This window comes from Paenibacillus sp. 01T442, from assembly GCF_056398345.1.
In genome coordinates, this window is record NZ_JBFTPF010000111.1 from 1 (window position 1) to 12,716 (window position 12,716).

Below are 12,716 nucleotides of genomic sequence, written 5' to 3' on the forward strand. Positions count from 1 at the left end.
GGAGTGACCAGTATAGAGCAGCATAAGATTATGGACGAATCGTAACACGAGTATGAATGGGAACGAGCTGAGCGAGCTGAAGCACATCCTCGTTGTACATTCGGATGCAACCGTGACTAACTTCCCTTCCGATCGAAGAAGGATCATTGGTTCCGTGGATGCCGTAGTGTGGTTTAGATAGGCCCAACCAAAAGGCTCCGAATGGACCTCCGGGGTTAGGTTGTTTATTAATGATCGTATATTCGCCATTAGGTGTTTTTGTAACCATTTTGCCGATTCCAACCGGGAATGAGCGAGTAACCGTATTTCCATCAAGCAAATACAGATTACGGTCGGATAAATCGACGATAATCCGATAGTTTGGCATAAGTTTCGCCTCCTAAGCATTATTCTATGCATGCCTAGTTTCGGAAGTGATAGGAAGCGATTATCAGAGAAGCGCGAGGAAACAAAAAAACCTGAGCAAATTGCTCAGGTTCTTTCATATTGCATATATACAGACACGATGATATAATCGGTTTACGACTTTATTTACTTTCATGAACATAATTATTACATCCTACACTCTAAGTGTAACATGCCGGTAAAACACTTGTCAAATGTTTTTTATCACTCTATGGTTAGGAGAGATCTTGAATGAGTTTTTTGGTTCTCGGGTTTCAGGAAATGGAAAAAACGCAGCTTTCACTCGTTGGCGGAAAAGGTTTGAATTTAGGAGAACTATTTAAAATTGAAGGTCTGCAAGTCCCAGAGGGATTCGCTGTTACAACAGTTGGGTATCAAAGAGCTCTCGGTCAAAACGAATCGTATCATGCTTTGTTGGATCGCTTAACTACACTAAAAGTAGATGATCGTGATCAAATTGGTGAAATCAGTAAACAAATTCGACAGATCATCAAGGACTTAGAAATTCCATCTGATGTTGTCACAGCAGTTACTGACTATCTTTCCCAGTTCGGTGATGAACATGCGTATGCCGTGCGTTCTAGTGCGACCGCAGAAGATTTACCACATGCCTCTTTTGCTGGTCAACAAGACACCTATCTAAATATTATCGGCATCGATGCCATCTTACAGCATATTAGCCTATGTTGGGCCTCTTTATTTACGGATCGCGCGGTCATTTATCGGATGCAAAATGGATTTGACCACAGTCAAGTATATCTTGCCGTTATCGTTCAACGAATGGTTTTCCMGCAGGCTTCAGGGATTATGTTTACCGCGGATCCCATAACGTCTAATCGAAAGAGGCTATCCATAGATGCCAGTTATGGCCTGGGAGAAGCGTTGGTCTCAGGGTTGGTCTCTGCCGATGGTTATTCCGTACAAGATGGGGGAATCGTCAATAAGCGGATAGCAACCAAAAAATTGGCCATCTACGGAAGAAAAGAAGGCGGAACAGAAACCAAGCAGCTCGACCCTGATCAGCAAATATCTCAAACACTTACGGATCAACAAATTTTACAGCTAGCTCTTATTGGAAGACAGATCGAAACTTATTTTGGCAACCCACAAGATATTGAATGGTGTTTGGCTGATGATACATTTTATATTGTCCAGAGTAGGCCGATCACGACGTTATACCCGATCCCTGAAGCGAATGATCAAGAAAATCACGTCTATCTATCTGTCGGTCATCAACAAATGATGACAGATCCCATAAAACCACTGGGATTGTCTTTCTACCTGTTAATTACTCCTGCACCTATGCGTAAAGCTGGCGGGAGGTTGTTTATTGATGTTGCACCTAGGCTAGCTACACCTGTTGGTCGGGAAGCTTTATTAACTACCATCGGATCCGATCCGCTCATAAAAGGCGCACTCATGACCATCATAGAGCGAGATTTTATAAAACTATTACCAAATGATCCAACAGCACCACCAATGCCAGGCAGAAGTCATACAGATATGCTGGAACAAATTGAAAACAATCCGAACATCGTTTCTGATTTGATTCAGAGTAATCGCGCATCGGTAGAAGAGTTAAAACAAAACATCCAGACGAAATCAGGATTCCATGTCGTTGATTATATTCTGGAAGATATCCAGCAATTAAAGAAGATCTTATTTGACCCACTAAGTACGGCTGTGTTTATGACTGCCATAAATGCTTCATTATGGATCAATGAAAAAATGAACGAGTGGTTAGGTGAAAAAAACGCAGCAGATACACTTTCTCAATCGGTACCCTACAATATTACTTCAGAAATGGGTCTGGCATTAATGGGTGTTGCAGATGTGATTCGCCCTTATCCGGACGTCATTGCTTATTTACAGCATGTGAAAGATGATAACTTCTTGGATGAACTGGTTAAGTTCGAGGGTGGACAGGAAGCTCATGACGCAATCTATGCGTATCTCCATAAATATGGTATGCGATGCGCCGGAGAAATCGATATTTCTAAAACGCGTTGGAGTGAAAAACCAATTACACTGGTTCCCATGATTCTGGGTAACATCAAAGCTTTTGAGCCTAATGAAGGTCATCGAATATTTGAACAAGGGCACCAGGAAGCTTTGGAAAAAGAACAAGAGTTATTAGCTCGAATACGCCAATTGCCGGATGGTGAACAAAAAGCTGAAGAGACAAAACGAATGATCCGCCGCATTCGGAATTTCATCGGTTATCGTGAATATCCCAAATACGGTTGGGTTAGCCGTTATTTCTTGTATAAGCAGGCTTTACTGAAAGAAGCCGAACAGCTCGTACAAGCAGGAGTCATTCTTGAAAAAGAAGATATCTTTTATCTCTTTTTTGAAGAGCTTCACGAAGTCGTACGCACAAACAAACTGGATTATCAGATCATCAGCAAACGTAAAGCCGAGTACAAATTATATGAAAAACTAACGCCACCGCGTGTTATTACGTCAGATGGTGAAATCATTTCGGGTACATACAACCGAGAAAATCTCCCCGCTGATGCGATAGTTGGATTACCTGTTTCTTCAGGCGTAATCGAAGGACGTGCACGTGTCATTTTAAATATGGAAGATGCAAATATAGAAGAAGGGGACATATTAGTCACGTCCTTTACTGATCCAGGCTGGACACCGTTGTTTGTATCCATTAAAGGACTCGTCACCGAAGTTGGTGGATTGATGACGCATGGCGCCGTTATCGCGCGTGAATATGGCTTGCCAGCTGTTGTTGGGGTGGAACATGCAACCAAACTGATTAAAGATGGGCAACGAATTCGCGTGAATGGAACAGAAGGGTATATTGAAATTATATAGGCAGTTAAAAACGATGCCCTTTGTGGGGGCATCGTTTTTATAACGAGAATTGATTAGAAGGAGATATACAATTCGTATCGAATACTCATAACGATGAATCCTAAGGACGTATTTGGTGATTTAACTTACTAAAGGTAGTTCAACTATGGGGTGGTGAACGTGGGCAGCACTTCGCTTAGGAAACGAATAGTCGCAACGCTGATATCGAGCTTTTTGGGATGTTCCATTTTAATGGCAGCGGTCTCGTACAATGCGATTGACACAATGCAGCAAAACAAAATCAAAACAAACATGGCCTTCGATTTGTACCAGCAATCTATGAAACTCACGCAAGTATATTACAATCTACTCCAGGTAACACAGCAAATGACTCCTCAAGGCAATGTCGGCAACCTCATGGATACCTATTTCTCCACAGACGATCTCTATAATAGACTTCAACTTTCACTAAGTGTATCAAATAATATCGGACTGATCTCATTCTCTAACCCAGCAATGGAACTAGTGATGTATTATAACCCAGAGGAGAAGCGCCCTCTTTATTCAAATCTGCCATTGCGTGAAGATTTCAGGATGCAATCTCTGCCTAATGTGTCTGGCAACGAGAGTATCAACTATCAATCGCCACATTTGTCACTTTGCAGGTTCAGCGATGATCAGGTCGTTTCGGTGACGAGAGAAATCACTTTTTCCGATGGAACGAAGCAAGTGATTTATGTCGAAGCCAAGTCTGAACTGGCGACTGACATTAGTAAACTTTCATCCAGTCTAAATTTACCGTATGTACTAGTGTTGAGTGATCAAGACGAGAGGGTGAAGTACAGCAGCAATCCAAGTGTTTTTTCACCCGGCCAGAACTTAGTTCTGGGAGGAAGTTCTGGTGTGACAGAAGGATACATATGGGATCAGCTAGTTAGCGATTACGGTTATCATATCGCACTAATGCTACCTGTAGAGAGCTATAACCACGAATTTTACACATGGAAAAATCATATGTTGTTAATATTAGGCATCGCTCTTATCATTCTTTTATCGATCGCTTTGCTGTTGCTGCGACTGATTAACAGGCCCTTGCGCGTATTCGAATCGGAAATGGTGGCACTCGGAAGAGGTCACATGGGCGCAATGCAATATCGAACAGGCATTTCCGAATTTGACAAGCTATTTGATCAGTTTAATAAAATGAAGCAACAAATTCAGCAATTGATTATCGATGTGGAACACAAGGAGAAACGACGGCATCAGTTGGAAATAGAAAAGCTCGCTTATCAGATTAACCCGCATTTTCTAATGAATACGCTTAATTCCGTACGTTGGCTGGCTATTATGCATCGGCAGCCTGAAATCGACAAGTTTGTATCCACGTTGATTTTTTTGCTTAGTTACAATTTAGGGAAGACCCAGGAAACGGCAACGCTCCGCACAGAAACCAAGGTCATGCGCGCCTATCTTGAACTGCAGCAGAAGCGCTATGATTTCCAAGTGAATTTGGATATTCCTGACGGAGACTATCTCGACAGTCCTGTCGCCAGATTTATCCTTCAACCGGTTGTAGAGAATGCCGTCTGTCATGGGCTTGATGAACACGGCAAGCTGGAGGTGCGCATTCAGCCAGACGAAATCGCTGGTGTCATCCAAATCATGATTCGCGATGATGGCAAAGGACTTAGCGAGGAGACGCTTGCGCTCCTACAGCGTGAATCACCTGATCAACAGCAGGGAGGCAGGGGGATCGGTCTACGATATGTGCGGTCGATGTTGGAATCCTTCTATGGTGATAKAGCACGTCTGCAAATTGACAGTACTCCGAATCAGGGTACAACCGTTATCATGTATCTCCCCTATTGAAAGGAGAAACAGATATGATCCGTGTTTTAATTGTCGATGATGATAAACTCGCGCGAAAAGGACTAATTTCCATCATGCCATGGTCTGAACATGGTATGCAGGTAGCTGGAGAAGCTGCGAATGGTGCAAAAGCCTTGGAATTTCTGGACCAGCATGCCGTGGATCTCATGTTTGTCGACATCTCTATGCCTGTGATGTCAGGAATAGAGCTGATACAAGCTGCACGAATCAAACACCCGAGTTTGCGTTCTGTGATGCTTACTTTTCATGAAGATTTTGAGACTGTGCAAGCAGCTTACCGGTTGGGCGTTCTCGATTATATTTCGAAAGTTCGCTTAGAGTTAGAAGATGACGAGCAAATTCTGGGCCGAATTCGGCATAAACTGGCTGACGAATTTCCACAGCACACAGGTAAAACCGCATCCACGACAACGGTGTCTGTTCAAACGAATCGTGTTGAGAATGAGAACAGTTTCCGAGAAGATGAGCAATGGCGCAAGCTCGAACAAGATTGGCACTCTCTATATTGGTTGTATAATGAGGCTGTTTTCCAATCTTTATGCACGCAAACGATAGAGTCGAATCGTTCAGTTCGCCGTCTAGAGGGGTTATTCATGCGAGTGATCTCACAAGTCGAGATCGCCGCTCAGCTAGATACGGGGTTCTGGTCTGAAATCGATGACATCCGGACAGCGGTGGAATGGATTCGCCGCTACCGAATTTTAATCTATTCGCAAGTAAGCAAGTCAACAGATTTAACGAAAACGATGATTTGCATGCTCAAGGCGGTTGTTTTCATTCACCAGCATACAGCCGAAACGCTGCATGCAGAAGATGTGGCCGAACATGTGAATATGAGTCGGAGCTATTTTTGCCAATGTTTTAAAAAGTCAACAGGCTCAACGTTCAACGACTATCTCCGGCAAGAGCGGATCCGTGCGGCTGAGCGGCTTTTATGCGAAACAAATCGGCCAGTGACATGGATTGCCAATGCTGTCGGTTATGGCGACTCCAAGTATTTTTCACAAATTTTTTACGAGCAGACGCGGTTGCTTCCATCGGAATTTCGGGCACAATTCAATGCCATAGGGAGAATTGATCACTGAATGTCGAACAAATCCCCCCCCTGAATCCATGAGTTCATCCTAAACACGAGACATCCTTCAGACTTTTTATCTAAACCTTGTATGTATAATAATGGTGAAAGGATATAAGGGAGGGATTAAGTTGAAAAGAAAACTTGTAAGCGTGCTCCTGACAACATTTCTGGTTTCAAGCTTGGCAGCTTGTACGTCTCCAAATGAAACAAAGGAGACGACCACCCCATCAACATCAGATGTGAAAGCTTCCGCATCACCAGAAGTGAAAGCGCCTTCAACGACAAGTTCAACACCAACAACTGGGGATGATGTAGCATTTGCCAGATTTCCGTCTCCCGTCGACGTTCATATCGGTATGGTTGTAGACCCAACAGACAAAACGTTGCCGCAAGGTGACAGTGTAGGTAATAACCAATATACCCGCTATCTGAAGGAGAAGTACAATATCAACATTATTGTTGACTGGACAGCAGCAACTGGCAATGACTATAAGCAGAAGGTTAGCCTATCCATTGCATCGGCCAAACTTCCGGACGGTATGGTCGTTGATGACCGTTCCTTTATGACAAAAGCCGCCAGTTCGGGATTACTGTACGATATCACCGATTCGTTCAACCAGTATGCTTCTTCGCAAGTAAAGGAAATTATGGCCAGCACACAAGGACGTGCGTTGGAAAACGCAAGCTTCAAAGGCAAAATGACATCACTCCCCAATATCACCGTGGATACCGATGGGGTTCACATCATGTGGATTCGCAAGGACTGGCTCGATAAACTGAATATGCCGGTGCCTAAGACAGTTGCAGACGTTGAGAAAACAGCTAAAGCTTTCATTGATAGCAAGCTTGGCGGAGATAAAACAATTGGTATTGCAGGTCCGTCAAAGAATACGTTCCCCTACGCTACTTTCCTCGTTTCGTCCAACAACATGGGTGGATTCGATCCGTTATTTGGCGCTTTGGATGCATATCCGGGCTATTGGCTGGATAATGGCAATGGATCGGTCACCTATGGAACAACTACGGACAATACGAAGAAGACACTTGCTTTACTGGCTGATTGGTATAAGAAGGGGCTCATTGACCCAGAAGTTGGGACACGTGATAACGTAGGGGATCCAATCAATGCGAACAAAGCGGGGATATTCTTTGGTCCGTGGTGGAATGGGGGATACGGAAATGGCGATTCCTTCAAAAACGACCCGAATGCCAATTGGCAAGCCTATCCTGTATATACCGATGATGGCAAATGGAACACCCATATGAAGACAACAGGCAGTACGTATACGCTCATTAGTAAAAACGCAAAACCAGACGTGGTCAAAGCTATTCTCATAATGAATAACGCGCTTGTTCGCGATGAGGCTACGTTCAATTTATCCGTCAATGTGGCCTGGTACCCACTTCGCAACGTAATGGCGGCAGCTAATGAAACCGAGTATGAATATACCGAGTTACTCAAAGTACTGAACGGGCAGAAGAAACCGGAAGATTACAATGTACCTAACAGCTTGTATAAGCTGATGTATGCGGATGCGAAGAAAGTACAAAACGTCATTAAGCCGCCCTACGATAATCTAAATGTCGGCAACTTCGACAAGACAAACTTCGGTGATTTCCAGCGTCTATATTCGCTTATGATTGGCGACCGTTCATTCTCAACAATTCCGATCAATAAAAAAGTGTTCAGTGTGACCTATAACCAAACACCGACAATGGAGACCAAATGGGCTAACTTGAAAAAGATGGAGGATGAGACTGTACTAAAAATCATCCTTGGCCAAGCGTCCATCGATACTTTTGATAAGTTTGTTAAAGATTGGAAGGCTCAGGGCGGGGATCAGATCACAGCGGAAGTAGCTGAACTTCTAAAAAAATAACATGTACAAACTTGCAAAAGGCGTTGGTGGACTCAACGCCTTTTGCAAATTTTCAAAATGCCAACTGAGATTGGGGGACAACCATGATGAGGAAAATGGGCTTTCAGAAGCATTATTATTTGATGCTGCTTCCAGGCATGATTTGGCTAATTCTATTCAGTATTGTGCCGATGTTCGGCATCGTGATGGCATTCCAAAATTATAATCCCGGAATGGGTGTTTTCGGTTCCGAGTGGGTTGGGTTGGAAAATTTCAACTACATGTTTCAACTGAATGACAGCAAATCAGTCATCACGAACACCGTTATTATCGCTGTGGGTAAAATTGTATTTAATTTAGTAATCCCATTGATTTTTGCGATTTTGTTGAATGAACTTACCAACTTGCGCTACAAAAAGTTCGTTCAGACGGTCGTTTATTTGCCGCACTTTTTATCTTGGGTCATTATGGCGACGATTGTTATCGGTATTTTTGGGTATTACGGCGTTGTCAACACAGTCATTGAAATGTTTGGAGGGGATCCCAAGCTTTTTATGGCGGATGCAAGTATATTTCGTCAGTTGGTTATCGGCACCGATGTGTGGAAAGAGTTCGGTTACAATGCCATTATTTATCTTGCAGCACTAACAGGAGTCAATATGAATCTGTATGAAGCAGCAGCAATCGATGGAGCCAATCGTTGGCAAATGATTAGGAATATTACACTTCCTGCACTGACGACAACGGTCGTGCTGCTGGGAGTTCTAAGCCTCGGTAACGTGCTGAATGCTGGTTTCGATCAGGTATATAATCTCTATAATCCGCTTGTATACTCAACGGGTGATATTTTAGACACTTGGGTATATCGACTGGGTTTGCAGAATCTACAATTCTCACTAGCGACAACGGCAGGGTTATTCAAGTCTGTCATCAGCTTCGTGCTGATTGTCATATCATACCGCCTGGCGTACAGATATGCAGATTATACGGTGTTTTAGAAGGGGGTGTTGCAATGGTAAGAAATACGACTTTAGGATCACGTACTTTCGAAATTGTCAATGTGATTCTCCTTGGCTTGTTGCTGATTAGCTGTATATATCCACTATGGTATACCTTCTGTGTGTCCATCTCTGATAAATCAGCAGCAAACGCAGGATTGGTTACGCTCTATCMCATTGGTTTCTCATTAGCCTCATACAAAGAGATCATAAACGATAATCTTTTCTTAAACTCATTCTGGATTTCGATCCAACGAACCGTGCTAGGTACCGCATTCTCTATGATTGTAAGTATTTTGATGGCCTATCCACTGGCGAGACCTAAGAAAGATTTTACAGCGCGCAATACGTTCATGTGGATACTAGTTTTTTGCATGGTCTTCAATGGTGGTCTGATTCCATGGTATCTCACTATCCAACACTATGGTTTGATTAACTCGATTTGGGCGCTGGTGCTCGGCGGTGGTGTCCCGATCTTCAATGTTATTTTGATTATGAATTTTTTTCGAAATCTCCCGAAAGACCTTAGTGAAGCAGCAATTGTAGATGGTGCCGGCCCTTGGGCAACGTTGTTTCGGATCTATATTCCTTGTTCCATTCCTGTATTAGCGGCAGTAGCGCTGTTTATCAGTGTATATCACTGGAACGAGTTCTTTAATGGTCTAGTGCTGATGAACACTTCCGATAAATATCCGCTCCAAACCTATATCCAGCAGTTGGTTGTTAACATCCCGGTCGGCACAAACCTCACGCCTGAACAGTATAAAAAGCTATCTGAGTTGTCCAATAGGACACTCAATGCCGCCAAAGTCTTTATAGCCATGGTGCCTATGCTAATCGTGTATCCATTTTTACAGAAATATTTTGTATCTGGCATCATGCTGGGAGCTGTAAAGGAATAGTAGAACGAGGGTTGAAGGGCTTACTTCGCGGTAAGCTCTTATTTGTGTTTATTAATGAATTAATTTAATATTGTTTAAATAGAAACAAAAATTATTATTATAGGGTTCATGCAAGAGCGGGTGGGAGGACAAGCCATGAACAAAGAAGATCAGGTCATCATGGGTTTCAGAGACTTGTATAACAAGATGGTTTGGCTGAATAAGGATAAAATGGAAGACAGTCTTAAGGGGTATACATCAACTGAAGTACATTGCATTGAATACATCGAAAATAATAGTGATTCCAACGTGACAAAACTTGCGGAAACGTTTTATATGACGCGCGGTGCTATAAGCAAATTAACTCAGAAACTTATAAAAAAAGGCCTTATTGTAAGCTACCAGAAGTCGGATAATAAGAAAGAAATCTATTTTAAGCTTACTCAACAAGGAAAAGAAATTTATAATATCCATGCGGATCTGCACAAAGAGTTTCAAGAGCGGGATAAAGCTGTATTTGAGCAAGTAACCGAGGAACAATTTGACAGTGTGCTTAGCTTCGTGAAAAAGTACAATAGTCATTTGGATGCAGAGATAAAGAAAATGGGTATAGATAGCGTCTCGGAATAAATGATAATAGTGACACTTAAACCACATGCAGTCGGGCTCTCTGGAGAACGGCTGCTTTTTTATTGTTGTATTTTTGTTGACAAGGAAACAATAGTCCGATACTATAAGTTTGTTTCCATGGAATCATAATTAAAACTATCGAGGAGGAATTACATGCCCATTTTTAGATCACATAATACAAAGAACACAACTCAAACCGTAAATAAACACGCATTACTATTCGGTCTTATCTCTGTGTTTCTTTGCGGAATAGGTTTCAGTATCATAGCACCTGTCGTCCCGTTCTTAGTGCAGCCTTATACAAGCAGTCCAGGAGAACAAGCTATCATTGTAACGCTGTTGACATCTGTTTATGCCCTTTGCGTATTTTTCGCGGCGCCTATACTAGGCGTATTGAGCGACAAATATGGCCGTCGTCCATTGCTCTTACTATGTCTCACGGGTTCCGCAATCGGTTACTTTGTTTTTGGCATGGGTGGAGCTCTATGGGTGCTATTTGTTGGGCGCATCATAGAAGGTATAACAGGAGGGAGCATTAGCACGATCTTCGCTTATTTTGCAGACATCATACCTCCCGAACAGAGAACCAAATACTTTGGGTGGGTGAGCGCGGTTGTAGGTATAGGTACCGTCATTGGCCCAACTGTAGGCGGATTGCTTGCCAAATTTGGTTATTCTGCACCCATGTTTGTTGGAGCATGCATAACATTATTGAATGTAGTTTATGGATTCTTTTTTATGCCGGAGAGCCTTGATAAGATCAATAGATTGAAAGAGATTTCACTTGTCAAACTGAATCCATTTACACAGCTTGCCAATATACTTGCCATGAAAAACTTACAAAGGCTATTCATCTCAGCATTTTTACTTTGGATACCTAACGGATCCTTACAGGCCGTATTTTCACAATTTACATTGGATAATTTCAGTTGGAAGCCTGTATTAATCGGTCTTATGTTTTCAATTATGGGCGTCCAAGACATCATTGCTCAAGGTTTCGTCATGCCAAAGCTTTTAATGAAACGCAGTGATAAACAGATAGCCATTCTTGGCATGGTTTCGGAGATTATAGGCTACTGTCTAATTGCGCTATCAGCATTATTCTCATTTTATCCTCTTTTTATCATTGGCATGTTTATATTTGGTTTTGGTGATTCAATCTTTGGACCTTCATTCAATGGGATGCTTTCCAAGTCTGTCGATGCGAGTGAACAAGGGAGGATTCAAGGCGGTAGCCAATCTATTCAAGCTTTAGCAAGAATGATTGGGCCAATCGTTGGAGGTCAAATCTATGTATCACTTGGTCATGCTGCACMCGCTATTATGGGAATGATCCTTATTACAGCGGCAGTAGCAGTTTTATATAGGAGAACGCAACTCAGTCAAACAAAACTCTAAATCACATTCCTTTAGCAGGCAGGATTACACAGCAAAATGTTGAATTCTCTGGAAGAAGTTAAATCACCAGAGGTGAGATATGAAACATTGTGAAGATAAGGTAGCAGGACATGCAATGATTGATATGTTTAACGGTATTGAATGGAAGGAAAGAAACCCAATTCTGAACGACTTGTTTCAATCAGGCTCTGAACTGACGTGTAGTCCACTTTCGCCAGGACTTGAGGCAGAAGTGGTAAAGATCACACTTGGAGAGAATCAATTTGTACTGAAAGTGTGGAACCGACGTTCGAAACCTGACGTCGCGCGTCAATATCACCTACTGGAAGCTCTACTTCATCAGAAAATCCGCGTATCCGTACCGATCGGTTATGGACAAACCGAAGCTGGGGATGCGGTGTTGCTGACCCGATATCACGGAACGACGGTTACGAAGGTGAGTCCGAGCATTTTCAAGAAGATAACGTCTGTTCTAGCTGACATTCATCGATTGTCTCCAGATGATTTGGCGGGGATGGAACTAGCTAAGTATGATTTTATTACTTATTTTTTCCCTGGGATCGAGGCATTTCCAGTAATGAAGGAGAATCTGATCGATCTCGTTGACGCCGCGGATATGAGAATGGACCGGCTCATACACGGGGATTTCAATCTTGGCAATATGCTAGAAGAGGATGGACACTACACGGTGATCGACTGGACGAACGGGCAATTAGGAGATCCTAGGTATGATCTGTCATGGGCTTGTCTGCTTCTGCGTATCTATGTG

The 12,716-nt window shown here is 42.7% G+C and carries 10 protein-coding genes; 9 read left to right on the top strand and 1 reads right to left on the bottom strand.

Annotated features, from left to right (window positions below):
- Positions 1-28 precede the first annotated feature (28 nt).
- Complete coding sequence (locus tag AC1DLM_RS32780; RefSeq protein ID WP_441990179.1) at positions 29-367, bottom strand: L,D-transpeptidase; 339 nt, start codon at positions 365-367, stop codon at positions 29-31.
- Positions 368-636: 269 nt separating this feature from the next.
- On the opposite strand from AC1DLM_RS32780, the gene ppsA reads away from it, so the two are divergent.
- From ppsA to AC1DLM_RS32825, 9 genes are all read left to right on the top strand, one after another.
- Entirely contained in the window at positions 637-3,234 is a 2,598-nt protein-coding gene (gene ppsA, locus AC1DLM_RS32785; RefSeq protein ID WP_477572325.1) for a phosphoenolpyruvate synthase, read from the top strand.
- A gap of 231 nt (positions 3,235-3,465) precedes the next feature.
- On the top strand, positions 3,466-5,082 hold the full coding sequence (locus AC1DLM_RS32790) for a sensor histidine kinase (protein ID WP_477572326.1): 1,617 nt from the start codon (positions 3,466-3,468) through the stop codon (positions 5,080-5,082).
- A gap of 14 nt (positions 5,083-5,096) precedes the next feature.
- The gene (locus tag AC1DLM_RS32795; protein ID WP_441990176.1) at positions 5,097-6,188 is read left to right on the top strand and encodes a response regulator transcription factor; all 1,092 of its coding nucleotides are present in this window, start codon (positions 5,097-5,099) and stop codon (positions 6,186-6,188) included.
- A 121-nt stretch (positions 6,189-6,309) separates the two neighbouring features.
- Positions 6,310-8,061, top strand: a complete 1,752-nt coding sequence (locus AC1DLM_RS32800) for an extracellular solute-binding protein (RefSeq protein ID WP_441990175.1) — start codon at positions 6,310-6,312, stop codon at positions 8,059-8,061.
- Between the two features lie 86 nt (positions 8,062-8,147).
- Positions 8,148-9,038: an ABC transporter permease gene (locus AC1DLM_RS32805; protein ID WP_477572331.1), complete on the top strand. Its 891-nt coding sequence runs from the start codon at positions 8,148-8,150 to the stop codon at positions 9,036-9,038.
- A gap of 14 nt (positions 9,039-9,052) precedes the next feature.
- Positions 9,053-9,940, top strand: coding sequence for a carbohydrate ABC transporter permease (locus tag AC1DLM_RS32810; RefSeq protein ID WP_477572327.1), 888 nt, complete (start codon positions 9,053-9,055; stop codon positions 9,938-9,940).
- Positions 9,941-10,075: 135 nt separating this feature from the next.
- Positions 10,076-10,549 carry a MarR family transcriptional regulator gene (locus tag AC1DLM_RS32815; protein ID WP_477572328.1) on the top strand — a complete coding sequence of 158 codons (474 nt, stop codon included), beginning with the start codon at positions 10,076-10,078 and terminating at the stop codon, positions 10,547-10,549.
- A gap of 153 nt (positions 10,550-10,702) precedes the next feature.
- Positions 10,703-11,947, top strand: a complete 1,245-nt coding sequence (locus tag AC1DLM_RS32820; protein WP_477572329.1) for an MFS transporter — start codon at positions 10,703-10,705, stop codon at positions 11,945-11,947.
- Between the two features lie 79 nt (positions 11,948-12,026).
- The coding region (locus AC1DLM_RS32825) for a phosphotransferase family protein (RefSeq protein WP_477572330.1) at positions 12,027-12,716 on the top strand (690 nt) is incomplete at its 3' end.

Bases quoted from the DNA above. Each gene is read 5' to 3' on its own strand.
- AC1DLM_RS32815 (WP_477572328.1), top strand. From the start codon at position 10,076: ATGAACAAAGAAGATCAGGTCATCATGGGTTTCAGAGACTTGTATAAC.
- AC1DLM_RS32805 (WP_477572331.1), top strand. From the start codon at position 8,148: ATGAGGAAAATGGGCTTTCAGAAGCATTATTATTTGATGCTGCTTCCA.
- AC1DLM_RS32780 (WP_441990179.1), bottom strand. From the start codon at position 367: ATGCCAAACTATCGGATTATCGTCGATTTATCCGACCGTAATCTGTAT.
- AC1DLM_RS32795 (WP_441990176.1), top strand. From the start codon at position 5,097: ATGATCCGTGTTTTAATTGTCGATGATGATAAACTCGCGCGAAAAGGA.